The following is a 24,809-nucleotide window of genomic DNA, read 5'->3' as shown; positions in this document are numbered from 1 at the left end:
GTCCAGAAGTGATTTCAGCGGGCGCGCCAGTGTTGCACGGCCACCGCCAGGGTGCCGGCCACCACGCCCCAGAAGGCCGCGCCGATGCCGGCGAGGCTGAGGCCGCTCAAGGTGACCAGGAAAGTGATCAGCGCCGGCTCGCGCCACCGGGGCTCGGCCAGCGCCGCCGCCAGCCCCGCGCCGATGGTGCCCAGCAGCGCCAGCCCGGCCACGGCCAGCACCAGCGCATTGGGGAAAGCGGCGATCAGCCCGACCACCGCGCCGCCGGCCAGCCCCATCAACAGATAGAACACGCCGGCCATGACCGGCGCGGTGTAGCGGCGCGCCGGGTCTTCGTGCGCCTCGCGGCTCATGCAGATGGCCGCGGTGATGGCAGCCAGGTTGAAGCTGTAGCCGCCGAACGGCGCCAGCAGCAGCGTGGCCAGGCCGGTGACGGTGATGACCGGCGACACGGGGGTGTCGTAACCCGCTGCGCGCTGCGCCGCCACGCCGGGCAGGTTCTGCGAGGCCATGGTGACGACGAACAGCGGCAGCGCGACGCCGATGAAGGCGCGCAGACTGAACTCGGGCATCGTCCAGACCGGCACAGCCCAGCGCCATTCGACCTGCGCCCACTGCAGCTGGCCCTGCGCAGCGGCGATCGCCAGCCCGCACAGCAGCACGCCCGGCACGGCGTAGCGCGGCCAGAGGCGCCGGCCGAGCAGGTAGATCAGCAACATCGGCGCGACCAGCGTGAAGTCGGTGCGCAGCGCGCCGAAGGCGTCCATGCCGAAGCGCGCCAGCACGCCGGCCAGCAGCGCGGCAGCCAGGGCCTGGGGAATGCGGTTCATGACGCGCTCGAAGGCGCCCGTGGCGCCCGCCAGCGCGATGAGGACGCCGCAGACGACGAAGGCGCCGAGGCCCTCGGCGTAGGACACACCAGCCCCGGCGGTGACCAGCAGCGCCGCGCCGGGCGTCGACCAGGCGGTCAGCACCGGGCGGCGGTAGCGCAGGCTCAGGCCCGCGCTGGTCACCGCCATGCCCAGGCCGAGCACCACCATCCACGACGTCAGCTGCGCCGGCGTGGCGCCCAGCGCCTGTGCGGCCTGGAACACGATCACGACCGAACTGGTGTAGCCCACCAGCACCGCGACGAAGCCGGCAACGACGGCCGGCAGGGACAGGTCGCGCCAGAAGCTGCGCATCAAAGTGCGCACCTCAGAAGGTGTAGCCCTCTTGCGCCTGAATGTCGCCCAGCTGTTCGAGCAGGCGCGCCAGCGGCGTCAGCACCGAATAGCGCATCGCCACGTGGTGGGCGTGGCGCCAGACGCGCGGCAGGTCGGCCATGTAGGCGGGCTTGCCGTCGCGGTGGTTCAGGCGCGCGAAGATGCCCAGCACCTTGAGGTGGCGCTGCAGGCCGGTCCATTCCAGATCACGCCAGAAATTGCCGAAGTCGTCGCCCACCGGCACGCCGGCCTTGCGCGCGGCCTGCCAGTAGCGCACCGCCCAGTCGAGCTGCTGGGTTTCGTCCCACTCGATGTAGGCGTCGCGCAGCAGCGAGGCGGCGTCGTAGCTGACCGGGCCCCACATCGCGCCCTGGAAATCGAGCACGCCGGGGTTGGCACCGGCCTCACCGACCATCAGGTTGCGGCTGTGGAAGTCGCGGTGCACCAGCACCTGCGGCTGCGCGGCCCAGACCTGGGCGATCAGCTCGAAGGCGCGCTTCAGGCCCACCTGCTGCTTGTCGGTCAGCGTGTGCTGGCGGTGGCGCACCACGTACCAGTCGGTGAAGATGTCCAGCTCGCGCTGCACGAACGGCAGGTCGTAGGTGGGCACCGCCGCCGTGGGCGCGTCGATCTGCTGCAGCCGCACCAGCGCGTTGAGCGCGTCCAGGTAGAGCGTGTTGGCGCGCTGCTGGTCGGCGCTGCGGCTCAGGTCGAGCGATTGCAGCGCGGCCAGGTAGGTGGTCTCGCCCAGATCGCCCAGCAGCATGAAGCCGTGCGCCTCATCCCAGGCCAGCACCTCGGGGGCGTTCAAGCCCGCGGCCTTGAGCACGCCGGCCATGTGGACGAAGGGCCGACTGTCTTCCTGCGCGGGCGGGGCGTCCATGACGATCAGCGTGCCATGACGGCCGTCGATAGCACTGTCGACGCGGAAATAGCGCCGGAAGCTGGCGTCGGCGCTGGCCGGTCGCAGCGTCTCGGGCCGCAGGCCGTGCGCGGCCGTCAGCGGCGCGAGCCAGGTGTGGAATGCGACACGACGGACATCGTCGGCCCAGGTAATGGAGGTGAGCTCAGCCAAGGCAGACAGTGGGTGCGTGAAATAATCCTTTGATTTTAGCGAGCCGGGCTGTGCCTGCCCTCCTCTGTGCCTGTCGTCCCTGCTGAATTCCGCCTGATCCGCCTCGCCCTGGCCACCCTGATGTCGACACTGGGGCTGGTCCTGTCGGCGCCGCTGCAAGCCCAGACCGCCGCGCCGCGCGCCTGCCACATCCGCTGGGAAGCCGTGCCGCCGCTGCCGGTTTTCAGCGCCACCGAGGCCTCGCAACTCCAGCTCGAAGCCGACAGCCTGAGCGGCGAGGCCGGCGTGTCGTTGCTGGCGCAAGGCCGGGTACGGCTGCAGCGCGGGCTGCTGACCTTGAACGCCGACCGGGTCGAATACCGCTTTGGCGACGACCGCGTGCGCGCGGCCGGCCACATCGAACTGCAGCGCGGCAGCGACAGCTACCGCGGCGATGAACTCGACCTGAACACCCAGAGCGCCGAAGGCTATGTCACCGAGCCGCGCTTCCGATTCGCCCGCACCCAGGCGGGCGGACGGGCGCAGCGGGTCGATTTCCTGGGCCAGAACCGGCTGTCGGTGCTGGGCGCCAGCTACAGCAGCTGCGAGCTGAGCGACGACACCACGCCGCCGTGGGTGCTGACCACCCGCCGCGTGCGGCTGGACTTCGATGCCAACGAGGGCCTGGCCGAGAACGCCGTGGTGCGCTTCTACGGCGTGCCGATCCTGGCCGCGCCGCTGCTGAGCTTTCCGGTCACCGAGGCGCGCAAGTCCGGCTGGCTGCCGCCGCGCATCGAGATCGCCAGCACCAGCGGCCTCGACCTGGCCGTGCCCTATTACTGGAACATCGCGCCCGACCAGGACGCGACCCTGACGCCCACGGTGTCGACCAAGCGCGGCGCAGGCTTCGAGGGCGAGTACCGCTACCTGCTCGACCAGTCCAAGGGCGAGGTGCAGCTGGCCTGGCTGCCGCACGACAACACGCGCGGCATCTCGCGCTGGGCGTTGAAGGTGCAGCAGTCCGGCCAGGCGGGCTTGATGCTCGATTACGACTGGAAGCTGCTGCGCGTCTCGGACGACGACTACTGGATCGACGGCCTGCGCGGCGCCGATTCGGTGACGCCGCGCCTGCTGGGGTCGCAAGCGCAGCTGCGCCAACGCCGCAACCTGTCGCTGGGCGAGTGGGGTGACGTCGACCAGCTGATTTACGCCCGCGCCCGGACCTGGCAGACGCTGCAGGGCGATGCACTGACCGACCGCATCGATGCGCCTTATCGCCAGGCGCCGCAGGTGGGCGCGTTGTGGAACGGCCAGCATGGCGCGCTGAACTGGTCGCTGCAGACCGAGTTCAACCGCTACGACCACCAGGACAGCACGCAGATCACCGGCACGCGGGCGCATGCGCTCGGCAGCGTGGCATGGCCGCTGGGCCAAGGCGGCTGGCAGCTCACGCCGCGGCTGGGCTTCAACGCCGCCACCTATCAGCTCGACCAGCCGCTGGCCGACGGCCGGCGCAGCGCCACGCGGCTGATCCCCACGCTGAGCGTCGACAACGCCTGGATCTTCGAGCGGCCGGTCGAGGCCTTCGGCCACGCGCTGACGCAGACGCTGGAGCCGCGCCTGCTCTACGTACACACGCCATGGCGAGATCAGAGCGCACTGCCGCAGTTCGACAGCGCCGCACTGGACTTCAACGCCACGACGGTGTTTGCCGAGAACGCGTTCTCAGGCATCGACCGCGTGTCCGACACGCACCAGGTCACCGCCGGCCTGAGCAGCCGCTTCGTCGACGCGGGCGACGGCCGCGAGCTGGCGCGCCTGGGCATCGCGCAGCGCTACCTGCTGCGCGACCAGCGCATCACACCCGATGGTGAGCCGCTGACGCAGCGCTTCTCGGACGTGCTGCTGCTGGCCTCGACCTCGGCGCTGCCGAAATGGACGCTCGAAGGCGCGCTGCAGTTCAACCCCGACAGCGACCGCGTGGTGCGCAGCATCGCCAGCGCGCGTTATTCGCCCGGGCCGTTTCGCACCCTCTACGTCAGCCACCGGCTGCAGCGCGGCGTGAGCGAACAGCTCGGCCTGGGCTGGCAATGGCCGCTGCACGGGCCGCTGCCGGACTTCAGCCCGGCCGCGCAGGCGGTGCGCGCCGGCGCCGAGGCGTCGGCCACGAATCCGCTGCCGCGGGCCTCGGCCAGCGCCCGCTGCGAAGGCACGCTCTACGGCGTCGGCCGGCTCGACTACAGCGTGCGCGACCGGCGCATGAGCGGCGCCATCGCCGGGCTGGAGTACGACGCGGGCTGCTGGATCGGCCGCATCGTCGCCAACCGCCAGTCCACCGGCCAGAATGCCGCCACCACGCGATTGATGCTGCAACTGGAGCTGACCGGCCTGTCACGCCTGGGTACCAATCCGCTGACCGTCCTGAAGGACAATATTCCCGGCTACCAGCTCCTGAGCGAGCCGCGATCCGCACGCGCTGATGCCAGCGCCGAACCCAGCACAGAAACCTCCCGATGACTGACCTGTTGACCTTCCTCCGGCGCGCGCCCCGACGCGTGACGCTGCTCCTGGCGACGGCGGCCAGCCTGGCAGCGCCGGTACAAGCGCAGTTGCAGGCTGCGCCGCGGCTGAACGCCGACTACATCGTCGCCGTGGTCAACCGCGAGCTGGTCACCAACACCGAGGTGCAGCAGCGCGCTCTCCGTGCCGAGCAGGAAGCGCCACGCGGCAGCCGGCTCGACCCGGCCACGCTGCAGGCCGACGCGCTCGACCAGCTGATCGACGAGCGCGCCCAGCTCGGCTACGCCCGCGACAGCGGCCTGCGCATCGAGGAGGCCGAAATCGACCGCACCATCAGCGGCATCGCCTCGCAGAACGAGCTGACACTGCCTGCGCTGCGCGAGCGGTTGCGCGAAGATGGCGTCGATTACCTGCGCTTTCGCAGCAATATCCGCGACCAGATGCTGCTGGAGCGCGTGCGCGAGCGCGAGGTGCAGGCCCGTCTGCGCATCAGCGATGCCGACATCGAGAACTGGCTCGACGACCAGCGCCAGAAGGCCGGCGCCGCCAGCGAATACAACGTCGCGCAGATCCTGGTCCGGCTGCCCGAGAACGCCACGCCGGCCCAGGTGGCCGAGCGCCGCGTTCGGGCCGTGAGCGCGCTGCAGCGCCTGCGCGCGGGCGAAGACTTTGCCGCGCTGGTGCGCGAGCTCTCCGACGGCAACAAGGAACAGGGCGGCGAGCTGGGCATGCGCCGCGCCGACCGTCTGCCGGACGTGTTCGTGGAAGCGGTGCGGCCGCTGCGGGCCGGTGAAGTGGCGCCGCAGGTGATCCGCTCGGACGCCGGCCTGCACGTGCTCAAGCTGGTCGAGCGCAAGGAGGCAACGTTGTCGGTGGTGCAGAACCGCGCCCGCCACATCCTGCTGCGCCCGGGCGCGGGCCTGACACAGGCAGCCGCTTTGGCGCGCCTGAGCGACTACCGCCAGCAGATCCTGAGCAAACGCGCCCGATTCGAGGAGCTGGCGCGCCAGCACTCCGAAGACGGCAGCGCGCCCAACGGCGGCGATCTCGGCTGGGCCGGGCCGGGCCAGTTCGTACCGGAGTTCGAGAAAGTCATGCTGCAACTGCGGCCCAACGAGATCTCCGAGCCGCTGGTGTCACGCTTCGGCGTGCACCTGATCCAACTGCTCGAACGACGACAGGTCAACCTGACCGTGCGCCAGCAACGCGAGGCCGCCCGCGCGGCCCTGCGCGAGCAGAAATACGAGGCAACCTATGCCGACTGGGCGCGCGAGATCCGTGCGCGCGCCTACGTCGAGCTGCGCGAGCCGCCCGGCCTGTGACGGCCTGATCCCCTACCCCTGAGTCTGCCGTTTTGAGCAAACACATTGCGCGCAAGCGCTTCGGCCAACATTTCCTGACCGACGGCTCGGTCCTCGACAACATCGTCCGCAGCATCGCCCCGCATCCTGGCGAGGCACTGGTCGAGATCGGCCCCGGCCTGGGCGCCATGACCAACCCGGTGCTGGAGCGCTGCGAGCGCCTGACCGTGGTCGAACTCGACCGCGATCTGGCCGCCAAGCTGCGCAAACGGCCCGAGATCGAGGTGATCGAGTCCGACGTGCTGAAGGTCGACTTCACCGCGCTGGCCGCTGCCGCCGGGCAGAAGCTGCGCGTGATCGGCAACCTGCCGTACAACATCTCCAGCCCGATCCTGTTCCACCTGCTGACGCACGTGGATGCGGTGATCGACCAGCATTTCATGCTGCAGAAAGAGGTGGTCGACCGCATGGCCGCCAGCCCGGGCTGCAAGGATTTCGGCCGGCTGTCGGTGATGCTGCAGTGGCGCTATCACATCGAAGCGCTGTTCGACGTGCCGCCAGAGGCCTTCGAGCCGCCGCCGCGCGTGGACTCGGCCGTGGTCCGCATGGTGCCGATCGCCGCACCGGCAGCGCTCGACCCGGCGCTGCTGGGCGCGCTGGTCACCGCGGCCTTCTCGCAGCGCCGCAAGCTGTTGCGGCACAGCCTGGGACGCTGGCTCGAAGAGCGCCAGCACGCCACCACCTTCGACATGCAGCGGCGCGCCGAAGAGGTGCCGGTGGCCGAGTTCATCGCCCTGGCGCTGGACGTGGCTGCGGCGTCAAAGCCCGCACCAACGCCAACGGCTTGAACGGGCGAACGCCATGAAAAAACCCGGCTGACGTCGCGTCAGCCGGGTTTTTTTGTACGTCGAATCGCGGGTCGTCTTACACGACCACCACCAGCGCCGAGGTGTCGAATGCGCTGCTCATGACGGGCATGTGCGGCGCGAAACTCGGTGCGGCGTTCTTGCTCGGCTTGGGCGCCGGCTTGACGGGTTGTTCGACTTGGGCCATCTCAGCCCGCTCCCATTGGCCTTGTTCCTGGGAGCGGGCTACTGAAAAGAATAGAAGCACCTGAAGGGTATCTTGCGTTCCCCCCAGAAGTCTGCAGCCTCGCGGAAGACGTCGAGCAGTTGCTCGCGCGCTTCACGGTCGAACTTGGCGTTGTCAGGCAACTGCTCCAGCACCACGACAAAGCCGGGCTGGCTGCCTGATTTGTGAACCAGATCGGTCATGCAATCAAAGAGCGCATCCAGGTTTTTGCCGAAATGCGCCGGAAACAAGAAGCTCGAGGCGATTTGTTCCAGCACTTCCTGCTTGGATTGCGTCCCGGAGAGGTTCGCATATAAGAAGTGGTGACCCAGGTTCTGGGCCTCCGCGAGGAGATCGTCCACGCGGAAGGCGCGGATGGCCTGCACGATGTTCGGACGCACGGTCTGCAAAAGCATGATGGACCCTTGGGGCTCTTCAATCCTGTCAGGAATCACGGCACGATGCGGCTGAAGCTCGCGTAGTGATCCTGTGTGTAGTAACAAGTGTCCGGAGTCGTGGGCTCACGCCCGCCGCATACGATGCGTCGCGCGCCCCGGTCGCGCGATTTGGGTGTTGATACGGTGTACTCGCGGTAGTAGCCGCGCTGCTGGGAAGGCAGAATCCTCTCCCGGTTTCCGAAGACCGTCCCGTCCTTATAGGGGAAAGGGAAGGGGCCACCGGTCTTGATCAAGCTGTAGGTCTGACGCGCTTCATGGGGCAACGCACTGAGTGCGGTCGTGGCCAATGCGCTGGGTTGGGTCGCAGGCTCGCGGGCTAGTGCAGCGCCTGACGTCCACCCGGATGTCCCTACCAGCGTTGCCAGCACCGCGAGTGCTGTCGTCCATCGGCGGGCTGTTTTGGCACGGCGTGGTTCGCTGCACTCTTGGCCCGACCCGATGAGGCTGCTTTTACAAACGTCAAGCAAGCCTTGATGAACCACGGGTTATCCTTAATTTCAAGGCCCGAATGGTAGCGAAAGAGGGCCAAAAGCTCAAGGCTCTGCCTCAATTTTCAGCAGAAATGAGGGGCTTCAGACGAAAGTAAGCAGGCACCCACTCATGCGAGTAGGCGCCTTCCGTCTGAAACTGCTGTAAAGCGCAGCAGGTCAGCGCGCGGCGTTGGCGTCCGCCACGGTCAGGGCCGTCATGTTGACGATACGGCGCACCGTCGCCGACGGCGTGAGGATGTGCACCGGCTTGGCTGCGCCCAGCAGGACCGGGCCGATGGCAATGCCACCGCCCGCCGCCGTCTTGAGCAGGTTGTAGCTGATGTTGGCCGCGTCGATGTTGGGCATGACCAGCAGGTTGGCTTCGCCGGTGAGCGTGGTGTGCGGCATCAGCTCGCTGCGGTAGGCCGGGTCGAGCGCAGCGTCACCGTGCATCTCGCCGTCCACTTCGAGCCAGGGCGCGCGGTCGCGGATCAGCACGAAGGCGTCGCGCATCTTCTGCGCCGACGGGTGCTGGCTGGAGCCGTAGTTCGAGTGCGACAGCAGCGCCGCCTTGGGCTGGATGCCGAAGCGCATCAGCTCCTCGGCCGCCAGCACGGTGATCTCGGCCAGCTGCTCGGCGGTCGGGTCGTAGTTGACATGGGTGTCGACCAGGAAGACCTGGCGGCCCGGCAGGATCAGGCCGTTCATGCAGGCGTAGGTCTTGACCCCGGCGCGGCGGCCGATGACCTGGTCGATGTAGGCCAGGTGACCGGAGGTCGAGCCCCAGGTGCCGCAGATCATGCCGTCGACCTCGCCCTTGTGCAGCAGCATCGAGCCGATCAGCGTCAGGCGGCGGCGCATCTCGATCTTGGCGAGCTGCTGGGTCACGCCCTTGCGCTCGGTCATCTGGTGGTAGGTCTGCCAGTAGTCGCGGTAGCGGTGGTCGAAGTCGGTGTTGACCACCGCGTAATCGATGCCCTCCTTCAGGCGCAGGCCGAAGGTCTCGATGCGCTGGGCGATCACCTTGGGGCGGCCGATCAGCGTCGGCTGCGCCAGGCCTTCATCGACCACCACCTGCACCGCGCGCAGCACGCGCTCTTCTTCGCCCTCGGCATAGGCCACGCGCTTGGCGGTGGCGCGCTTGGCGAGGTTGAAAATCGGCTTCATCGTCGTGCCCGAGGCGTAGACGAAGGCCTGCAGCTTCTCGCGGTAGGCGTCGAAGTCCTTGATCGGCCGCGCCGCCACGCCCGACTCGGCCGCCGCCAGCGCCACGGCCGGCGCGATCTTCATCATCAGGCGCGGATCAAACGGCTTCGGAATCAGGTACTCCGGCCCGAAGCTCAGGTTGGCGCCGGCGTAGGCCGCCGCCACCACCTCGCTCTGCTCGGCCTGGGCGAGTTCGGCAATCGCGTGCACCGCCGCCACTTCCATCGCGTCGGTGATGGTGGTGGCGCCGCAGTCCAGCGCGCCGCGGAAGATGTACGGGAAACACAGGACGTTGTTGACCTGGTTCGGGTAGTCGGTGCGGCCGGTGGCCATGATGGCGTCGTCGCGCACCGCCTTGACGTCCTCGGGCTGGATCTCGGGATTCGGGTTGGCCAGCGCGAAGATCAGCGGGCGCGGGCCCATGCTCGCCACCATGTCGCCCTTGAGCACGCCGCCGGCCGACAGGCCGAGGAAGATGTCCGCGCCAGCAATCGCCTCGCGCAGCGTGCGGTGCGGCGTGTCCTGTGCGAACTCGGCCTTGTCCGGGTCCATCAGCTCGACACGGCCCTGGTAGACCACGCCGGCCAGGTCGGTGACGAAGATGTTCTCGCGCGGCATGCCGAGCTTGACCAGCAGGTTCAGGCAGGCCAACGCCGCGGCGCCCGCGCCCGACGACACCAGCTTGACCTGGGTGATGTCCTTGCCGATGACCTTCAGGCCGTTGAGCAGCGCCGCGCCCACCACGATGGCAGTGCCGTGCTGGTCGTCATGGAAAACGGGGATCTTCATGCGCTCGCGCAGCTTGCGCTCGACGTAGAAGCAGTCCGGCGCCTTGATGTCCTCAAGGTTGATGCCACCGAACGTCGGCTCCAGCGCCGCGATGATGTCGACCAGCTTGTCGAGGTTGCGCTCTTCGAGTTCCAGGTCGAACACGTCGATGCCGGCGAACTTCTTGAACAGCACCCCTTTGCCTTCCATCACCGGCTTGGACGCCAGCGGGCCGATGTCGCCCAGGCCCAGCACGGCCGTGCCGTTGGTGACCACGGCCACCAGGTTGCCGCGTGCGGTGTAGCGGAAGGCGTTGGCCGGGTCGGCCACGATTTCCTCGCACGCCGCCGCCACACCGGGCGAGTACGCCAGCGCCAGATCGCGCTGGTTGATCAGCTGCTTGGTCGGCGCGATGGCGATCTTGCCTGGGGTCGGAAACTCGTGATATTCGAGGGCACTGCGGCGCAGTTCCGCGCTCTTTTCATCAAAGGTCGACATGGTGTTGGTTTCCGGTTCGGGGTGCGGGATTGTAGGAAGCGCGCAGCCGGACGGCTACCGGAAAGCACGTAGATCGAGACGCCACGGGCCGCGCCGATACTTCGGGTCATGTCAGACACCGCTCCCTCGCCGCCCTTTGCAGGCCGAAGCCGCCGTCGGGTGCTGCTCTGGGCCGCCCTGGTCGCGCTGCTGCTGGCGGTGCAGGCTGCTCTGCTGTGGCTGACCTGGCAGCATGAGCACAACCAGCTGCAGGACGCCACCGAAACAGCCGCTGCCCATGCCGCGGCGGAGTTGCGCCAGCGTCTGGTCGATGACATCCAGGCGCTGCAGCAACTGCTCTGGACCGACCCGGCGCCCGACTCCCCGGCCTGGGCGGCGCAGGTGCAGGGCCTGCTGCGCGATCGTCGCGAGCTGGCGCGCATCGAATGGCGCAACGCCAGCTTCGAACTCGGACACAGCGTGGTGTCGGCCTTGCACGACAGCCGCTTCACCCGGCTCGCCCGCAGCGACATGCAGGTGGACGCCGAGGTGGCGTGTGCTGCGGCCCGGCGCTTTGTGGCGCCCACGTTTTCGCGCAGCTACTTCCTGCCCACCGGCACGGGCATGGGGGCCGAGATGGTCGACCTCTGCATCCCCCGGCTGCAGGGTGGGCAGACCCTGGGGCTGGTGATCGCCACGTTCGCGCTGCCCGATCTGCTCGAAGCTGCCGTGCCCGCCGCGCTGGTGCGCACCCATGAAGTGCTGCTGGTCGAGTCCGATGGCAGCCGGCTCGCGCACGCCGGCTCCAGCCGCGGGCGCGGCGTGTTCCGCGCCGACCGCCTGGTCGAGCTGGCCGGACTGCCGCTGCTGCTGCGGCTCGACAGCATCGCCAACCGCCCACCACGGATCGCCAACCTCAGCGCGGCGCTGGTGGTGGTGCTGTCGATCGCCCTCAGCGCGGTCGTGGTGCTGCTGGCCTACGACGTGCGGCGGCGCTCGGCCGCCGAGCGCAAGCTGGCCGAATCGCTCGCCTTCCGCAAGGCGATGGAGGATTCGCTCGTCACCGGCCTGCGCGCCCGCGCGCTGGACGGCCGCATCACCTACGTCAACCCGGCCTTCTGCACCATGGTGGGCTACAGCGCCGAAGAGCTGCTGGCCGCGCCCGACCCGGGCCGGCATGTCAACGACCCGCACCACCCGCCCTACTGGCCGCCCGAGCAGGTCGAGGAATACACCCGCCGCCACGCCGTGCGCGTGGCCGGCAACGCACCGCCGCGCGAAGGCCACGAAACCCTCTTCATGCGCCGCAACGGCGAGCGCTTCGCGGTGCTGATCTTCGAAGCACCGCTGGTCGACGGCCTGGGCCGGCAGACCGGCTGGATGAGCACCGTGCTGGACGTGAGCGCGCAGCGCAAGGTCGAGGAGCTCTCGCGCCAGCAGCAGGAAAAACTGCAGGCCGCCGCCCGCCTGGCCACCATGGGCGAGATGGCCACGCTGCTCAGCCACGAGCTGAACCAGCCGCTGTCGGCCATTGCCAGCTACGCCACCGGCACGCTCAACCTGCTGCCCGATCAGGCCGGCGACCCCGCCGCCGATCTGGAAACCCAGCGCATGATTCGCGGCGCCATCAGCCGCGTGGCCGAGCAGGCCGAGCGCGCCGGCCGCGTCATCCGCAGCGTTCACCAGTTCGTGCGCCGCCGCCACCGCCTGCATGAGACGCTGCGCGCCGACGAGCTGATCGAAGCCGTGCTGCCGCTGATGCGCCTGACCGCCCGGCGCAGCCACACCCGCATCGAAATCGACCTGCCCCGGCCGGTGCCGCGCGTGTCGTGCGACCGCACCATGGTCGAGCAGGTGCTGCTCAACCTGGCACGCAACGGCATCCAGGCCATGGAAGACCCCACGCCCGCCGACGACCGCGTGCTGTGCCTGCGCGTGCGGCGCGTGGACGAACGCTGGCTGGAGTTCGCCGTGATCGACCACGGCGCGGGCATCAGCGCCGAAGTCGCCGCCCAGCTCTTCACGCCGTTTTTCACCACCAAGCCCGAAGGCATGGGCATGGGGCTGGCGATGTGCCGCACGGTGGTCGAGCAGCACGGCGGCGCGCTCGACTTCGACAGTGACCCGAGCCGCACCACCTTTCGCTTCACCCTGCCGGCGGCGATGCCGGCCCAGCCTCTTGCGGAGTCCCCCCCATGAATCCATTCCCCTCCGCCACCGTGTACGTCGTCGACGATGAAGAGGTGCTGCGCGACGCACTGGCCTGGCTGCTGCGCTCGCGCCGGCTGCTGCCGCGCGGCTTCGCCTCCGGCGACGCCTTCTGGGCCGCCGTCGAGTCCGGCGACGTCAAGCCCGACAGCCCCGCCTGCCTGCTGCTGGACATGCGCATGCCCGGCATGAACGGCATGGCCCTGTTCGAGCGCCTGGCCGAGCGTGGCCTGACCGAGCGCATTCCGGTCATCTTCCTGACCGGCCACGCCGACGTCGCCACCGCCGTGACCGCCGTCAAGCGCGGCGCGTTCGACTTCGTCGAGAAGCCGTTCTCCGACAACGCGCTGGTCGACCGGGTGATCGAAGCCCAGGCCCGCAGCGCCCAGGCCCTGCAGCGCTGGGCCGGCCACCAGAAGCTGGCGCGCGATCTGGCCGACCTGACCGAGCGCGAGCGCGAGGTCATGCGCGAAGTCATCGCCGGCCGGCCCAACAAGCTCATCGCCGACGCGCTCGACATCAGCGTGCGCACGGTCGAAGTCCACCGCGCCCGGGTGTTCGAGAAGATGGCCGTCAAGTCGGCCGTGGAACTGGCCAACCTGCTGCGTGAGGCCGGCTGGCCGATGATCCAGAATCGCTGACCTCCGCAACACGCCGCTGTCTCATGCCCCTGGGTGAATTCGATCTGATCGGCCACTACTTCGACCGCCCGGTGCGCCGCGCCGCGCTCGGCATCGGCGACGACTGCGCGCTGCTCAGCCCGCGCCCCGGCATGCAGCTGGCGGTGTCGTGCGACATGCTGGTCGAAGGCCGCCATTTCCTGCCCAGCGTCGCGCCCCGGCACCTCGGCCACAAGGCGCTGGCGGTCAATCTGTCAGACCTGGCCGCCTGCGGTGCCGAGCCGCTGGCCTACACCCTGGCGCTGGCGCTGCCGCGCGCCGACGAAGCCTTCCTGGCGCCCTTCGCGCTCGGCCTGCACACGCTGGCCGATGAGCACGGCATCGAACTGGTCGGCGGCGACACCACCGCCGGGCCGCTCAACATCTGCATCACGGTGTTCGGCGAAGTACCACCCGGCCAGGCCCTGCTGCGCAGCGGCGCGGCGGCGGGCGATGACCTGTGGGTCAGCGGCACGCTGGGCGATGCACGCCTGGGCCTGGAAGTGCTGCTCGGCCGGCTGACGCTCGACGCCGCCGGCAGCGCCCATACGCTTCACGCGCTGGAGTTGCCGCAGCCACGCGTGGCCCTGGGCCGGGCGCTGCGCGGCATCGCCAGCAGCGCCATCGACCTGTCCGACGGCCTGCAAGGTGACCTGGCGCACATTCTGGAACGCTCCGGCGCACGTGCCGGCAGCGCACTCGGTGCCGTGATCGACGCTGACGCACTGCCGCGCAGCGCCGTGCTGGCATCGGTCGCCGCCGAAGTTCAGCTCGAATGCCTGCTCAGCGGCGGCGACGACTACGAACTGCTGTTCACGGCGCCCGCGGCGCGGCGCGATGCCGTCCAGCGCGCCGCGCAGACCAGCGGCACACCGGTCACGCGCATCGGCGCCATCGAGCTGGGCAGCGGCCTTCGTGTGCTGCAGGACGGCCAGCCGCTGACGGCGCATTGGGCCTCTTTCGACCACTTCCGCGCATGAATTCAGCCACGGCTCCCAAAGCGCGCGTCTCGGCGCGCTTCATGTTCAGCCATCCGGCGCATTTCATCGCCCTCGGCGCTGGCAGCGGGCTGAGCCCGGTCGCCCCCGGCACCGTCGGCACGCTCTGGGCCTGGGCGGCCTACCTGTGCCTGAGCGTTTGGCTCGATGCCGCCGCCTGGGGCGTCGTGCTGCTGGTCGGCGCCTTCGTCGGCTGGTGGGCCTGCACGGTGACGGCGGAACACGCCGGCATTGCCGACCCCGGTTTCATCGTCTGGGACGAGGTGCTCGCCTTCTGGCTGATGCTGTGGGTGCTGGCGCCGGCGGGCTGGGCGATGCAGTTGCTCGCGTTCGGGCTGTTCCGCTACTTTGACGCCGCCAAGCCCGGCCCGGTGCGCTGGGCCGATCAGCACTTCAAGGGCCGCAGCTTGCGCGGCGGCTTCGGCATCATGGTCGACGACCTGGTGGCCGCCGGCTGCAGCCTGTTCGTCATCGCCGTGGGCGTGGCACTGCTGCGGCACTGGAACTGAGGACAGCCGCCATGCTCGCCATCCACCAAGACCTGAGCGCCGAAGTGACGCTGCTCGCCGGCCGCCTGCTGGCGCGCGGCTGGATGCTGGCCTGCGCCGAGAGCTGTACCGGCGGCCTCATCGCGGCGGCATGCACCGAACTGAGCGGCTCCAGCGTCTGGTTCGAGCGCGGCTTCGTCACCTACAGCAACGCCGCCAAGACCGAGATGCTGGGCGTGCCAGCCGCACTGATCGAGCAGCACGGCGCCGTCAGCCTGGCCGTGGCCGAAGCGATGGCGCGCGGCGCGCTGCAACACTCACCGGCGCAATGCGCGCTGGCCGTCACAGGCATCGCCGGCCCGACCGGCGGCAATGCCGACAAGCCGGTCGGCACCGTCTGCTTCGGCTGGGCGGTGGGCGACCAGTGCTGGAGCGAGCAACTGCGTTTTGGCGGCGACCGTGCGGCGGTGCGTCAGCAGACCGCCTTCCACGCACTGCGCACCCTGGCGCAGCGGCTGGTGTCCTGATCAACGAACCGCAGCCACCAAAGCAAAAGGGCCGGCAGCGCCGACCCTTTTTTGAACAGTCAGGACGCCCGACGGCGTCCTGGTCTGTGGTGCTTATTCAGCCGTATCGACTGCCGCTTCAGCGGAGGGATCCGGACGGTCCACCAACTCGACGAAGGCCATCGGCGCGTTGTCGCCAACACGGAAGCCCATCTTCAGGATGCGGGTGTAGCCACCCGGACGCGCTGCATAGCGCGGGCCGAGCACGGCGAACAGCTTGACGACGTTGTCACGGTCACGCAGACGGTCGAAGGCCAGACGCTTGTTGGCCAGGGTCGGGGTCTTGCCGAGCGTGAGCAGGGGCTCGACGACGCGACGCAGTTCCTTGGCCTTGGGCACGGTGGTCTTGATGGCTTCGTGCTGGATCAGCGAGTTGGCCATGTTGCGCAGCATCGCGAGGCGGTGCGCAGACGTGCGGTTCAGTTTACGGAGTCCATTTCCGTGACGCATGGTGCTTTCCTTTCTTTATAAAACCGGCAGCCGGATCAGGTACTGCCGGGTGCACACACTAAAAAATCAACGCTTGTCGAGACCTTGCGGCGGCCAGTTCTCAAGGCGAGCACCCAGGGTCAGGCCGCGCGAGGCGAGGACTTCCTTGATCTCGTTGAGCGACTTGCGGCCCAAGTTCGGGGTCTTGAGCAGTTCGGTTTCGGTCCGCTGGATCAGGTCGCCGATGTAGTAGATGTTTTCGGCCTTCAGGCAGTTGGCCGAACGCACCGTCAACTCCAGCTCATCGACCGGACGCAACAGGATCGGGTCGAAATGCTGGGTGCGCTGCACCGGCTGGTCGAAGACCGCCAGATCGCTGCCTTCCAGCTGTGCGAACACCGCCAGCTGCTCGACCAGGATCTTGGCCGATGCACGGATCGCTTCCTCGGGCGAGATGGCGCCGTTGGTCTCAATCTCCATTACGAGCTTGTCGAGGTCGGTGCGCTGCTCGACGCGGGCGCTCTCGACCGTGTAGCTCACGCGCTTGACCGGCGAGAACGACGCGTCCAGCACGATGCGGCCGATGCCACGGGTCGGCTCGTCGGCATAACGACGCATGCTGCCCGGCACATAGCCACGGCCCTTCTCGACCTTGATCTGCATGTCGAGCTTGCCACCCTGGGCCAGGTGAGCGATCACGTGGTCCGGGTTGATGATCTCGACGTCATGCGGCGTCTGGATGTCGGACGCGCGCACGGGGCCTTCGCCTTCCTTGCGCAGCACCAGCGTGACTTCGTCGCGGTTGTGCAGGCGGAAAACCACGCCCTTGAGGTTCAGCATGATGTGAACCACGTCCTCTTGCACACCGTCGATCGTCGAGTACTCGTGCAGCACGCCGGCGATCGTCACTTCGGTGGGCGCATAGCCAACCATCGACGACAGCAGCACACGGCGCAGCGCATTGCCTAGCGTGTGGCCATAGCCACGCTCGAAAGGCTCGAGCGTCACTTTGGCGCGATGACCGCCAAGCGGATCGACATTGATGGCTTTGGGTTTCAGCAGATTTGTTTGCATTGATAGTTCCTGTCAATACCCTCGGCTCGTTACACCGATAAGGCTGATGAACCCACCGGGAAGCATAAAGCCGCTGCATGCCCGGGACACACAGCGGCTTGGGGCGCAGATTCAATGAATGAGTCGCGCCCGAGCAGGCAGATCAGCGCGAATACAGTTCGACGATCAGCGATTCGTTGATCTCGGCGCCGAATTCGTCGCGGTCCGGCGTCTTCTTGAAGATGCCTTCCATCTTGGCCAGATCCACCGACACCCAGGCCGGCAGGCCGATCGAGTCCGCCAGCTTCAGGGCATCAACGATGCGCAGCTGCTTCTTCGACTTTTCGCGCACAGCAACCACGTCACCCGCCTTGACCATGAACGACGAGATGTTCACGACACCGCCGTTGACCGTCACGGCCTTGTGGGAAACCAGCTGACGCGCTTCAGCACGGGTCGAGCCGAAACCCATGCGGTACACCACGTTGTCCAGACGGGACTCGAGGATGAACAGCAGGTTGGCGCCGGTGTTGCCCTTGCGGCGATCGGCTTCAGCGAAGTAGCGGCGGAATTGCTTTTCCAGCACGCCGTACATGCGCTTGACCTTCTGCTTTTCACGCAGTTGCAGACCGAAGTCCGACGTACGCGAACCCGAAGTGCGACCATGCTGGCCCGGCTTGGTTTCGAACTTCGACTTGTCGCTGATCGAGCGGCGTGCGCTCTTCAGGAAGAGGTCGGTGCCTTCACGGCGGGAGAGCTTGGCCTTGGGGCCGAGGTAACGTGCCACGGATATGTCCTTGAGGATGATGCTGACGCGTGCTTCACGGAAGCGCGCGCAAGTCTGATGAGTCGAAACTCACGCAAACGGTGGTCTTAGTCGGTGAAGGCCAACGACCGCTTCACAAAGCGAATGCGGAGGCTTCTTCAACAAGAAAACCGGCGGCGCATAAAGCGCTCGCCGGATCAGCCGAGCATTATAGAGCTTTTGACAAGCTGCACTGATGAAGTGCAACCTGACTCAGCTTTAGATGCGACGGCGCTTCTGCGGACGGCAACCGTTGTGCGGAACCGGCGTCACGTCGGAGATCGACGCGATACGGATGCCCAACGAGGCCAGTGCGCGAACCGAAGACTCGCGACCCGGGCCAGGGCCCTTGATCTTGACGTCCAGGTTCTTAATGCCTTGCTCTTGAGCCGCGCGACCCGCCACTTCGGCTGCAACTTGAGCAGCGAACGGGGTGGACTTGCGCGAGCCCTTGAAGCCCTGGCCACCGCTCGACGCCCAGGACAAGGCATTGCCCTGGCGGTCGGTGATGGTGATGATGGTGTTGTTGAACGACGCGTGCACGTGTGCGACACCATCGGCAATGTTCTTGCGAACCTTCTTGCTGACGCGACGTGATGCGTTATTAACGGGTGCTTTAGCCATAACTGTGATCTCTCCGAAGCAGTGCGGTGCTTACTTCTTCAGCGCAGCAGCGCCCTTCTTCGGACCCTTGCGGGTACGGGAATTGGTGCGTGTCCGTTGTCCGCGCACAGGCAGACCACGACGATGGCGGAAGCCGCGATAGCAGCCCAAGTCCATCAGGCGCTTGATGTTGATCGAGATTTCGCGACGCAAGTCGCCCTCGATCGTCAAACGACCCACCTCATCGCGAATCTTTTCAAGATCGCTATCGGTCAGATCTTTGATCTTTTTGTTGTAAGCAATGCCACAAGCGTCGCAGATTTTCTGCGCCGTGGTGCGGCCAATGCCGTAGATCGAAGTCAGACCGATCTCGGAATGCTTGTGCGGCGGGATATTAATACCAGCAATACGTGCCATGTGCGTCCTCTATACGGTTGCAGCGTAGGTCAGGCTCAGCCTTGACGCTGCTTGTGGCGCGGGTCGGTGCAGATGACACGAACCACACCCTTGCGACGGATGATCTTGCAATTGCGGCAGATCTTCTTTACGGATGCGGAGACTTTCATGGTCTTCTCCTTGATCAGCTTGTGCTCGTCTTCCGGGACTAAGAAATCAGCTCACTTCGCCCGGAAAACGATGCGAGCACGGGAAAGATCGTACGGTGTGAGTTCCACTGTCACCTTGTCGCCAGGCAGGATACGGATGTAGTGCATACGCATCTTGCCGGAAATGTGGCCGAGCACAATATGCCCGTTTTCCAGTTTCACTCTAAACGTCGCATTGGGAAGGTTTTCCACCACCTCCCCCTGCATTTGGATGACGTCATCCTTGGCCATTAGTCGCTTGCCTCTTGCTTGCTACTCTTACAGGGTCATCCTGCTTTGAAGCTGGACTTCTTGAGCAGCGTTTCGTACTGCTGCGACATCACATAAGACTGAACCTGCGCCCAGAAGTCCATCGTGACAACCACGATGATCAGGAGCGAGGTACCGCCAAAGTAGAACGGCACGTTGTACTTCAAGACAAGAAACTCGGGCAGCAGACACACCGCAGTGATGTAGACCGCTCCACCCAAGGTCAGTCGGGCCAGAATCTTGTCAATGTGACGTGCGGTTTGATCACCAGGCCGAATGCCTGGGATGAAAGCGCCACTCTTCTTCAGGTTATCTGCTGTCTCGCGGCTGTTGAAAACCAACGCCGTATAGAAAAAGCAGAAGAACACAATCATTGCTGCATACAACAGCACATAAATCGGCTGTCCGGGCGACAGTGCTGAAGAAATATCCTTCAGCCACCGAAAGTCTTCACCCGTTGCAAACCAACCCACCACCGTTGCCGGCAGGAGGATGATCGACGAGGCAAAGATCGGCGGAATCACGCCCGCCATATTGATTTTCAGCGGCAAGTGCGAAGACTGACCACCATAAACTTTATTACCAACCTGACGCTTGGCGTAGTTGACCAAAATCTTGCGTTGACCACGCTCGACAAAGACCACCACAAATGTCACGCCGAACACGATCGCCACGATGAAAATTGCAGCAATGATGCTCATCGAACCGGTATTGACCAGATTCAAGAGACCACCGATTGCGCTGGGCAAGCCAGCAGCAATACCTGCAAAGATCAGGATCGAAATCCCGTTGCCCAGACCGCGTTCGGTAATCTGCTCGCCCAACCACATCAGGAACATCGTGCCAGCGGTCAAGCTGACAATGGCTCCGACCCGGAACATCATGCCCGGCTCAATCACCAGACCAGCCGAACCTTCCAATGCCAGGGCAATGCCCATGGATTGAAACAGCGCCAAACCCAGTGTGCCGTAGCGGGTGTATTGGGTCAGCTTGCGACGACCTGATTCACCCTCTTTCTTGAGCGACTCCAGGGCAGGTACAACATAACCCATCAACTGCATGATGATCGATGCCGAGATGTACGGCATGATCCCCAGCGCGAAGACGGTGAATCGTGACAACGCACCACCCGAGAACATGTTGAACAAGTTCAGGATGCCACCTTGCTGGCCCTTGAACAGCTGCGCGAGCTGATCAGGATTGATGCCAGGCACGGGAATGTGCGCACCGATGCGGTACACCACCAAAGCCAGCAGCAGAAAGACAAGGCGACGACGAAGGTCGCCGAACTTACCGCTTTTGGCCAGTTGAGTTGCGTTGGTTGCCACGAAAAACCTGTTGCTCTGTCAGAGTCGTCGCGAAGTCAGACTCAAGCCGACAGCGAGCCGCCGACTGCTTCAATAGCGGTCTTGGCACCTGCGGTTGCACCGATACCCTTGAGCACGACCTTCTTGGTCAGCACGCCGGTATTGATGACCTTGATCACCTTGGCCAGCTCGCCCACGAGGCCAGCTTGCTTGAGCGTCAGCACGTCGATTTCATCGACGGCCAGTGCTTGCAGTTGGCCCAGCGTCACTTCAGCATTGAACTTCAGCAGCTGCGACTTGAAACCGCGCTTGGGCAGGCGACGTTGCAAAGGCATTTGACCGCCTTCGAAACCCACCTTGTGATAACCACCGGCGCGCGATTTCTGACCCTTGTGGCCACGACCTGCAGTCTTGCCCAGGCCCGAACCGATACCGCGACCGACGCGACGCTTGGCGTGCTTGGCACCCGAGCTCGGCTTGATCGAATTGAGTTCCATGTCGTTCTTCCTCTGCGTTCAGATGCTCAAAGCACCTTCACGAGATACGCAATCTTGTTGATCATGCCGCGCACAGCAGGGGTGTCTTCCAACACCGACTCGCTGTTGACGCCACGCAAACCCAGACCACGCACGGTGGCGCGATGGGATTCACGGGTACCGATCGGGCTTCTAACAAGCTTGACCTTGACCGTTTTTTGTTCAGACATCATCTGCTCCCAGTGGCTCAGTTGAAGATCTCTTCGATCGACTTGCCACGCTTGGCAGCCACTTCAGAAGCCGTTGTCATGCGTGACAGGGCATCAAACGTGGCGCGAACCATGTTGTAAGGGTTCGACGAACCGAGGCTCTTGGCCACGATGTCGGTGATACCCAGCACTTCGAAGACAGCGCGCATCGGGCCGCCAGCAATGATGCCGGTACCGGCAGGAGCCGGAGCCAGCAGCACGCGTGCTGCACCATGTTCGCCCGTTGCGTTGTGCGGCACGGTGCCGTTGCGCAGCGGAATCTTCACGAGGTTGTGACGTGCCTGCTCCATCGCCTTCTGGACGGACACGGGCACTTCACGTGCCTTGCCCTTGCCCATGCCGACACGGCCATCACCATCACCCACCACCGTCAGCGTGGCAAACGCCATGATCCGACCGCCCTTGACCACTTTGGTCACGCGGTTGACTTGGATCATCTTTTCGCGCATGCCGTCGTCGCGACCTTCGTCAGCGATTTTCGGTTGAAACTTAGCCATTTCGTGTTCCTTCGTTTGCCAGCGCGGCGCTTAGAACTGCAGACCAGCTTCGCGAGCTGCTTCAGCCAATGCTTTGACGCGGCCGTGATAGGCAAAGCCCGAACGGTCGAATGCGACTTTCTCAACGCCAGCGGCCTTGGCACGCTCGGCGATGAGCTTGCCAATCACCTGAGCTGCATCGACGCTGCCACCCTTGCCAGCTGCCACGAGATCGGCGCGAACGCTCTTCTCGACCGTGGAAGCTGACGCCAGCACCTTGCCGCCGTCGGCAGAGATGACGCTGGCGTAGATGTGCAGGTTGCTGCGGAAGACGCTCAAACGCTCGACACCTTGCAGTGCGATCCGAGCGCGAGTCTGACGGGAGCGACGCAGACGCTGTTCTTTTTTGTTCAACATGATGCGGCTCCTTACTTCTTCTTGGTCTCTTTGAGAGAGACCTTCTCGTCCGAGTACCGAATGCCCTTACCCTTGTAAGGCTCCGGCGGACGGAAGGCACGCACTTCAGCGGCAAGCTGACCCACAGCCTGGCGATCGGCACCCTTGATCAGGATTTCGGTCTGAGTTGCGCACTCGACCTTGATGCCAGCAGGCATTTCCTTGACCACCGGATGCGAAAACCCGATCTGCAGATTCAGTTTCTGACCTTGAGCCTGTGCGCGGAAACCCACGCCAACCAGGTTCAATTTCTTCTCGAAACCCTTGCTGACACCGACGACCATATTGGCCACCAATGCGCGAATGGTTCCTGACATCGCATTCGCTTCAGCCGACTCATTGAGCGGGGTGAAGCTGAGCTTGCCAGCATCATTTTCGACCTTGACCAGGGGGTGAACCGGACGCACCAAGGCACCCAGCACACCCTTCACACTGATCTGATCAGCGGTGATCGCCACATCCACGCCTTGCGGGACGGCGACCGGCATCTTTCCAACGCGGGACATCTGCGACCTCCTGCCTTAAGCGACGTAGCACAGCACTTCACCACCGATACCGGCAGCGCGTGCTTTGCGATCGGTCATCACGCCCTGGGGCGTGGTGACAATAGCGACACCCAAACCGTTTTGCACGGTGGGAATATCGTGGCGACCCTTGTAGATACGCAGGCCGGGGCGGCTGACTCGCTCGATGCGCTCGATCACGGGGCGACCCGCGTAGTATTTCAGCGCAATCTCGAGTTGAGATTTACCGTCAGTCGACTTGACTGCGAAACCGTCGATGTAACCCTCGTCCTTCAGCACCTGCGCGATGGCAGATTTAAGCTTGGAAGACGGCATCACAACGCTGGTCTTCTCGACCATCTGAGCGTTGCGAATGCGGGTCAGCATGTCGGCGATAGGATCACTCATGCTCATGGAATAACTCCTGTTCGTGCCCTGGGGGTTGCCGAATTACCAGCTCGCCTTGACGACACCGGGGATGTCGCCACGGAAGGCCAGTTCACGAATCTTGGTACGGCCCAGGCCGAACTTTCGGAAGGTGCCGCGCGGACGACCCGTCATTGCGCAACGAGCGCGCAGACGTGTCGGGTTCGCATTACGGGGCAATTTTTGCAGCGTCAGACGAGCCGCATAGCGCTCTTCTTCCGACTTGCTTTGGTCGTCGATGATGGCTTTCAGTTCCGCGTATTTCTTGGCGAACTTGGCAACCAGCTTCTCGCGCTTTTCTTCGCGCTGAATGAGTGAGAGTTTTGCCACAGCTAACCTCAGTTCTTGAACGGGAAACGGAAGGCCGTCAGCAGCGCCTTGCACTCATCGTCGGTTTGCGCGGTCGTCGTGATGCTGATGTTCAGACCACGCAGAGCGTCAACCTTGTCGTATTCGATTTCCGGGAAAATGATCTGCTCTTTAACGCCGATGTTGTAGTTACCACGACCATCGAACGAGCGACCAGAAATACCGCGGAAGTCACGAACACGCGGAAGCGCGATGGTGACGAAGCGATCCAGGAATTCATACATGCGCACGCCACGCAGCGTGACCATGCAGCCGATCGGCACGTTTTCGCGGATCTTGAAACCGGCGATAGCTTTGCGGGACTTGGTGACCACGGGCTTTTGGCCTGCGATCTTGGTCAGGTCGCCGACGGCGTGATCCATGACCTTCTTGTCCGACACAGCCTCGCTCACACCCATGTTGAGCGTGATTTTTTCGAGACGCGGAACTTGCATCACCGACTTGTAGCCGAACTTCTCAACCAGCGCCGGAACGATGGTTTCACGATAGAAGTCCTGCAGACGAGCTTGTTGTTGAGCCATTTGCTTTTTCCTCAGCCTCAGGCTTTGATCTCTTCGCCACTGGACTTGTAGACACGCACTTTCTTGCCGTCTGCCAGGAGCTTGATACCCACGCGATCGGCCTTGCCGGTCGCGGAGTTGAAGATCGCCACATTCGATTGATGAATCGGCATGGTCTTATCAACGATGCCACCGGTCGAACCCTTGAGGGGATTCGGGCGCACATGCTTTTTCACCACGTTGACGCCATCGACCACCAGGTGGTCTTCGTCGACGCGCAGCGAAACTGTTCCGCGCTTACCCTTGTCACGACCGGTCAACACGATGACCTGGTCGCCTTTGCGAATCTTGTTCATGGCCAGTCCTTTGCGGTCCGCTCTTAGAGCACTTCCGGAGCCAGCGAAACGATCTTCATGAAGCGCTCGGTACGCAGTTCACGCGTCACGGGGCCGAAGATGCGAGTGCCGATAGGCTCCAGCTTGGCATTGAGCAGCACGGCCGCATTGCCATCAAACTTGACGAGTGAACCGTCTTGACGACGGACGCCCTTGGCAGTGCGAACCACCACGGCGTTGTACACCTCGCCTTTTTTCACGCGACCACGCGGTGCAGCTTCTTTGATGCTGACCTTGATCACGTCGCCGATGCCGGCGTAACGACGCTTAGAACCGCCAAGCACCTTAATGCACATGACGGACTTCGCACCGGTGTTGTCCGCGACATCAAGTCGCGATTGCATTTGGATCATGTGAATCCCCAACTTATCCCGCGCTACAGCCCCACTCGGCTAGTGTCGCGGTCAGTCTTGGGCCCGTGTCATGAATGCCAGTCATA

32 protein-coding genes are annotated in these 24,809 nt (G+C 65.0%); 8 read left to right on the top strand and 24 right to left on the bottom strand.

The annotated features are described in order from the left end of the window. Positions 1-14: 14 nt before the first annotated feature. Positions 15-1,184 carry a benzoate/H(+) symporter BenE family transporter gene (locus AC5IG3_RS11620; RefSeq protein ID WP_491906782.1) on the bottom strand — a complete coding sequence of 390 codons (1,170 nt, stop codon included), beginning with the start codon at positions 1,182-1,184 and terminating at the stop codon, positions 15-17. A 13-nt stretch (positions 1,185-1,197) separates the two neighbouring features. After that, positions 1,198-2,280 carry an aminoglycoside phosphotransferase family protein gene (locus AC5IG3_RS11615; RefSeq protein WP_491906459.1) on the bottom strand — a complete coding sequence of 361 codons (1,083 nt, stop codon included), beginning with the start codon at positions 2,278-2,280 and terminating at the stop codon, positions 1,198-1,200. 66 nt (positions 2,281-2,346) lie between these two features. On the opposite strand from AC5IG3_RS11615, the gene AC5IG3_RS11610 reads away from it, so the two are divergent. From AC5IG3_RS11610 to rsmA, 3 genes are read left to right on the top strand one after another with little or no spacing between them, the layout of a single operon-like run. Beyond that, positions 2,347-4,776: an LPS-assembly protein LptD gene (locus AC5IG3_RS11610; protein ID WP_491906458.1), complete on the top strand. Its 2,430-nt coding sequence runs from the start codon at positions 2,347-2,349 to the stop codon at positions 4,774-4,776. Further along, positions 4,773-6,101 (top strand): peptidylprolyl isomerase, encoded by a 1,329-nt coding sequence (locus AC5IG3_RS11605; RefSeq protein ID WP_491906457.1) that lies wholly within the window; start codon positions 4,773-4,775, stop codon positions 6,099-6,101. The genes AC5IG3_RS11610 and AC5IG3_RS11605 overlap by 4 nt, the downstream gene beginning before the upstream one ends. A gap of 32 nt (positions 6,102-6,133) precedes the next feature. Next, positions 6,134-6,928 carry a 16S rRNA (adenine(1518)-N(6)/adenine(1519)-N(6))-dimethyltransferase RsmA gene (gene rsmA / locus AC5IG3_RS11600; protein ID WP_491906456.1) on the top strand — a complete coding sequence of 265 codons (795 nt, stop codon included), beginning with the start codon at positions 6,134-6,136 and terminating at the stop codon, positions 6,926-6,928. A 76-nt stretch (positions 6,929-7,004) separates the two neighbouring features. Here rsmA and AC5IG3_RS11595 read toward each other — a convergent pair whose 3' ends face one another. The 4 genes from AC5IG3_RS11595 to AC5IG3_RS11580 all read right to left on the bottom strand — a co-directional run bounded on the left by AC5IG3_RS11595 (position 7,005) and on the right by AC5IG3_RS11580 (position 10,551). Continuing rightward, complete coding sequence (locus tag AC5IG3_RS11595; protein ID WP_491906455.1) at positions 7,005-7,133, bottom strand: hypothetical protein; 129 nt, start codon at positions 7,131-7,133, stop codon at positions 7,005-7,007. A 38-nt stretch (positions 7,134-7,171) separates the two neighbouring features. Next, the gene (locus AC5IG3_RS11590) at positions 7,172-7,567 is read right to left on the bottom strand and encodes a barstar family protein (protein WP_491906454.1); all 396 of its coding nucleotides are present in this window, start codon (positions 7,565-7,567) and stop codon (positions 7,172-7,174) included. A gap of 35 nt (positions 7,568-7,602) precedes the next feature. After that, positions 7,603-7,977, bottom strand: coding sequence for a guanyl-specific ribonuclease (locus AC5IG3_RS11585; RefSeq protein ID WP_491906781.1), 375 nt, complete (start codon positions 7,975-7,977; stop codon positions 7,603-7,605). 279 nt (positions 7,978-8,256) lie between these two features. Then, positions 8,257-10,551, bottom strand: a complete 2,295-nt coding sequence (locus AC5IG3_RS11580) for an NADP-dependent malic enzyme (protein ID WP_491906453.1) — start codon at positions 10,549-10,551, stop codon at positions 8,257-8,259. Between the two features lie 108 nt (positions 10,552-10,659). Between AC5IG3_RS11580 and AC5IG3_RS11575 the strand changes: the two genes are divergently transcribed. Genes AC5IG3_RS11575 through AC5IG3_RS11555 form a run of 5 tightly spaced genes read left to right on the top strand, consistent with a single transcriptional unit; the run spans position 10,660 to position 15,410 of the window. Beyond that, on the top strand, positions 10,660-12,729 hold the full coding sequence (locus tag AC5IG3_RS11575) for a sensor histidine kinase (protein ID WP_491906452.1): 2,070 nt from the start codon (positions 10,660-10,662) through the stop codon (positions 12,727-12,729). Continuing rightward, positions 12,726-13,379: a response regulator transcription factor gene (locus tag AC5IG3_RS11570; protein WP_491906451.1), complete on the top strand. Its 654-nt coding sequence runs from the start codon at positions 12,726-12,728 to the stop codon at positions 13,377-13,379. The genes AC5IG3_RS11575 and AC5IG3_RS11570 overlap by 4 nt, the downstream gene beginning before the upstream one ends. Positions 13,380-13,408: 29 nt before the next feature. Continuing rightward, the gene (gene thiL, locus AC5IG3_RS11565; RefSeq protein WP_491906780.1) at positions 13,409-14,377 is read left to right on the top strand and encodes a thiamine-phosphate kinase; all 969 of its coding nucleotides are present in this window, start codon (positions 13,409-13,411) and stop codon (positions 14,375-14,377) included. Then, entirely contained in the window at positions 14,374-14,904 is a 531-nt protein-coding gene (locus AC5IG3_RS11560) for a phosphatidylglycerophosphatase A family protein (RefSeq protein ID WP_491906450.1), read from the top strand. Before thiL ends, AC5IG3_RS11560 begins: the two co-directional genes overlap by 4 nt. Before the next feature lie 11 nt (positions 14,905-14,915). After that, positions 14,916-15,410 carry a CinA family protein gene (locus tag AC5IG3_RS11555; protein WP_491906449.1) on the top strand — a complete coding sequence of 165 codons (495 nt, stop codon included), beginning with the start codon at positions 14,916-14,918 and terminating at the stop codon, positions 15,408-15,410. 93 nt (positions 15,411-15,503) lie between these two features. Here AC5IG3_RS11555 and rplQ read toward each other — a convergent pair whose 3' ends face one another. From rplQ to rplN, 18 genes are all read right to left on the bottom strand, one after another. Then, complete coding sequence (rplQ, locus tag AC5IG3_RS11550) at positions 15,504-15,899, bottom strand: 50S ribosomal protein L17 (protein WP_491906448.1); 396 nt, start codon at positions 15,897-15,899, stop codon at positions 15,504-15,506. Between the two features lie 66 nt (positions 15,900-15,965). Then, positions 15,966-16,952: a DNA-directed RNA polymerase subunit alpha gene (locus AC5IG3_RS11545; RefSeq protein ID WP_491906447.1), complete on the bottom strand. Its 987-nt coding sequence runs from the start codon at positions 16,950-16,952 to the stop codon at positions 15,966-15,968. A gap of 142 nt (positions 16,953-17,094) precedes the next feature. Continuing rightward, positions 17,095-17,718, bottom strand: a complete 624-nt coding sequence (gene rpsD, locus AC5IG3_RS11540) for a 30S ribosomal protein S4 (RefSeq protein WP_491906446.1) — start codon at positions 17,716-17,718, stop codon at positions 17,095-17,097. 237 nt (positions 17,719-17,955) lie between these two features. Further along, positions 17,956-18,360 carry a 30S ribosomal protein S11 gene (gene rpsK, locus AC5IG3_RS11535; RefSeq protein WP_491906445.1) on the bottom strand — a complete coding sequence of 135 codons (405 nt, stop codon included), beginning with the start codon at positions 18,358-18,360 and terminating at the stop codon, positions 17,956-17,958. A 30-nt stretch (positions 18,361-18,390) separates the two neighbouring features. Next, positions 18,391-18,756 carry a 30S ribosomal protein S13 gene (gene rpsM / locus AC5IG3_RS11530; RefSeq protein ID WP_491906444.1) on the bottom strand — a complete coding sequence of 122 codons (366 nt, stop codon included), beginning with the start codon at positions 18,754-18,756 and terminating at the stop codon, positions 18,391-18,393. Between the two features lie 35 nt (positions 18,757-18,791). Beyond that, a complete protein-coding gene (gene rpmJ, locus AC5IG3_RS11525) occupies positions 18,792-18,905 on the bottom strand; it encodes a 50S ribosomal protein L36 (protein WP_012348927.1) in 114 nt (37 codons plus the stop codon). A 51-nt stretch (positions 18,906-18,956) separates the two neighbouring features. Next, a complete protein-coding gene (gene infA / locus AC5IG3_RS11520) occupies positions 18,957-19,175 on the bottom strand; it encodes a translation initiation factor IF-1 (protein WP_198969230.1) in 219 nt (72 codons plus the stop codon). A 35-nt stretch (positions 19,176-19,210) separates the two neighbouring features. Further along, positions 19,211-20,521, bottom strand: coding sequence for a preprotein translocase subunit SecY (secY, locus tag AC5IG3_RS11515; RefSeq protein WP_491906443.1), 1,311 nt, complete (start codon positions 20,519-20,521; stop codon positions 19,211-19,213). 41 nt (positions 20,522-20,562) lie between these two features. Next, positions 20,563-20,997, bottom strand: coding sequence for a 50S ribosomal protein L15 (rplO, locus tag AC5IG3_RS11510; protein ID WP_491906442.1), 435 nt, complete (start codon positions 20,995-20,997; stop codon positions 20,563-20,565). Between the two features lie 26 nt (positions 20,998-21,023). Next, complete coding sequence (gene rpmD / locus AC5IG3_RS11505; protein ID WP_491906441.1) at positions 21,024-21,206, bottom strand: 50S ribosomal protein L30; 183 nt, start codon at positions 21,204-21,206, stop codon at positions 21,024-21,026. A 17-nt stretch (positions 21,207-21,223) separates the two neighbouring features. Next, positions 21,224-21,742 (bottom strand): 30S ribosomal protein S5, encoded by a 519-nt coding sequence (gene rpsE / locus AC5IG3_RS11500; protein WP_491906440.1) that lies wholly within the window; start codon positions 21,740-21,742, stop codon positions 21,224-21,226. 30 nt (positions 21,743-21,772) lie between these two features. Next, positions 21,773-22,138 carry a 50S ribosomal protein L18 gene (rplR, locus tag AC5IG3_RS11495; RefSeq protein WP_491906439.1) on the bottom strand — a complete coding sequence of 122 codons (366 nt, stop codon included), beginning with the start codon at positions 22,136-22,138 and terminating at the stop codon, positions 21,773-21,775. An 11-nt stretch (positions 22,139-22,149) separates the two neighbouring features. Next, positions 22,150-22,683, bottom strand: coding sequence for a 50S ribosomal protein L6 (gene rplF, locus AC5IG3_RS11490; RefSeq protein WP_491906438.1), 534 nt, complete (start codon positions 22,681-22,683; stop codon positions 22,150-22,152). Between the two features lie 15 nt (positions 22,684-22,698). Beyond that, a complete protein-coding gene (gene rpsH, locus AC5IG3_RS11485; RefSeq protein WP_491906437.1) occupies positions 22,699-23,094 on the bottom strand; it encodes a 30S ribosomal protein S8 in 396 nt (131 codons plus the stop codon). Between the two features lie 36 nt (positions 23,095-23,130). Then, the gene (gene rpsN, locus AC5IG3_RS11480) at positions 23,131-23,436 is read right to left on the bottom strand and encodes a 30S ribosomal protein S14 (protein WP_491906436.1); all 306 of its coding nucleotides are present in this window, start codon (positions 23,434-23,436) and stop codon (positions 23,131-23,133) included. An 8-nt stretch (positions 23,437-23,444) separates the two neighbouring features. Continuing rightward, positions 23,445-23,996 (bottom strand): 50S ribosomal protein L5, encoded by a 552-nt coding sequence (gene rplE, locus AC5IG3_RS11475; protein ID WP_491906435.1) that lies wholly within the window; start codon positions 23,994-23,996, stop codon positions 23,445-23,447. 17 nt (positions 23,997-24,013) lie between these two features. Next, the gene (gene rplX / locus AC5IG3_RS11470) at positions 24,014-24,331 is read right to left on the bottom strand and encodes a 50S ribosomal protein L24 (RefSeq protein WP_491906434.1); all 318 of its coding nucleotides are present in this window, start codon (positions 24,329-24,331) and stop codon (positions 24,014-24,016) included. A 23-nt stretch (positions 24,332-24,354) separates the two neighbouring features. Beyond that, positions 24,355-24,723, bottom strand: a complete 369-nt coding sequence (gene rplN / locus AC5IG3_RS11465) for a 50S ribosomal protein L14 (protein ID WP_173805738.1) — start codon at positions 24,721-24,723, stop codon at positions 24,355-24,357. Positions 24,724-24,809: the final 86 nt, after the last annotated feature.

Origin of the sequence: Leptothrix sp. (in: b-proteobacteria), assembly GCF_965250675.1 — a bacterium.
Taxonomy (GTDB): Bacteria; Pseudomonadota; Gammaproteobacteria; order Burkholderiales; family Burkholderiaceae_C; genus Sphaerotilus.
The sequence above is the reverse complement of the archived record's forward strand: the minus strand, read 5'-3'. Positions and strand labels throughout refer to the sequence as shown.

Excerpts from the sequence above, each read along its gene's own strand:
- rplE (WP_491906435.1), bottom strand. The coding sequence starts at position 23,996 with ATGGCTCAACAACAAGCTCGTCTGCAGGACTTCTATCGTGAAACCATC.
- AC5IG3_RS11560 (WP_491906450.1), top strand. The coding sequence starts at position 14,374 with ATGAATTCAGCCACGGCTCCCAAAGCGCGCGTCTCGGCGCGCTTCATG.
- AC5IG3_RS11555 (WP_491906449.1), top strand. The coding sequence starts at position 14,916 with ATGCTCGCCATCCACCAAGACCTGAGCGCCGAAGTGACGCTGCTCGCC.
- AC5IG3_RS11590 (WP_491906454.1), bottom strand. The coding sequence starts at position 7,567 with ATGCTTTTGCAGACCGTGCGTCCGAACATCGTGCAGGCCATCCGCGCC.
- AC5IG3_RS11580 (WP_491906453.1), bottom strand. The coding sequence starts at position 10,551 with ATGTCGACCTTTGATGAAAAGAGCGCGGAACTGCGCCGCAGTGCCCTC.
- AC5IG3_RS11545 (WP_491906447.1), bottom strand. The coding sequence starts at position 16,952 with ATGCAAACAAATCTGCTGAAACCCAAAGCCATCAATGTCGATCCGCTT.
- rpsK (WP_491906445.1), bottom strand. The coding sequence starts at position 18,360 with ATGGCTAAAGCACCCGTTAATAACGCATCACGTCGCGTCAGCAAGAAG.
- rpsM (WP_491906444.1), bottom strand. The coding sequence starts at position 18,756 with ATGGCACGTATTGCTGGTATTAATATCCCGCCGCACAAGCATTCCGAG.
- AC5IG3_RS11620 (WP_491906782.1), bottom strand. The coding sequence starts at position 1,184 with ATGCGCAGCTTCTGGCGCGACCTGTCCCTGCCGGCCGTCGTTGCCGGC.
- AC5IG3_RS11575 (WP_491906452.1), top strand. The coding sequence starts at position 10,660 with ATGTCAGACACCGCTCCCTCGCCGCCCTTTGCAGGCCGAAGCCGCCGT.
- AC5IG3_RS11570 (WP_491906451.1), top strand. The coding sequence starts at position 12,726 with ATGAATCCATTCCCCTCCGCCACCGTGTACGTCGTCGACGATGAAGAG.
- rplO (WP_491906442.1), bottom strand. The coding sequence starts at position 20,997 with ATGGAACTCAATTCGATCAAGCCGAGCTCGGGTGCCAAGCACGCCAAG.
- rpmJ (WP_012348927.1), bottom strand. The coding sequence starts at position 18,905 with ATGAAAGTCTCCGCATCCGTAAAGAAGATCTGCCGCAATTGCAAGATC.
- rplQ (WP_491906448.1), bottom strand. The coding sequence starts at position 15,899 with ATGCGTCACGGAAATGGACTCCGTAAACTGAACCGCACGTCTGCGCAC.
- rpmD (WP_491906441.1), bottom strand. The coding sequence starts at position 21,206 with ATGTCTGAACAAAAAACGGTCAAGGTCAAGCTTGTTAGAAGCCCGATC.
- rpsH (WP_491906437.1), bottom strand. The coding sequence starts at position 23,094 with ATGAGCATGAGTGATCCTATCGCCGACATGCTGACCCGCATTCGCAAC.
- rplR (WP_491906439.1), bottom strand. The coding sequence starts at position 22,138 with ATGTTGAACAAAAAAGAACAGCGTCTGCGTCGCTCCCGTCAGACTCGC.
- rplF (WP_491906438.1), bottom strand. The coding sequence starts at position 22,683 with ATGTCCCGCGTTGGAAAGATGCCGGTCGCCGTCCCGCAAGGCGTGGAT.
- rplN (WP_173805738.1), bottom strand. The coding sequence starts at position 24,723 with ATGATCCAAATGCAATCGCGACTTGATGTCGCGGACAACACCGGTGCG.
- rplX (WP_491906434.1), bottom strand. The coding sequence starts at position 24,331 with ATGAACAAGATTCGCAAAGGCGACCAGGTCATCGTGTTGACCGGTCGT.
- AC5IG3_RS11595 (WP_491906455.1), bottom strand. The coding sequence starts at position 7,133 with ATGGCCCAAGTCGAACAACCCGTCAAGCCGGCGCCCAAGCCGAGCAAG.
- infA (WP_198969230.1), bottom strand. The coding sequence starts at position 19,175 with ATGGCCAAGGATGACGTCATCCAAATGCAGGGGGAGGTGGTGGAAAAC.
- AC5IG3_RS11605 (WP_491906457.1), top strand. The coding sequence starts at position 4,773 with ATGACTGACCTGTTGACCTTCCTCCGGCGCGCGCCCCGACGCGTGACG.
- rpsE (WP_491906440.1), bottom strand. The coding sequence starts at position 21,742 with ATGGCTAAGTTTCAACCGAAAATCGCTGACGAAGGTCGCGACGACGGC.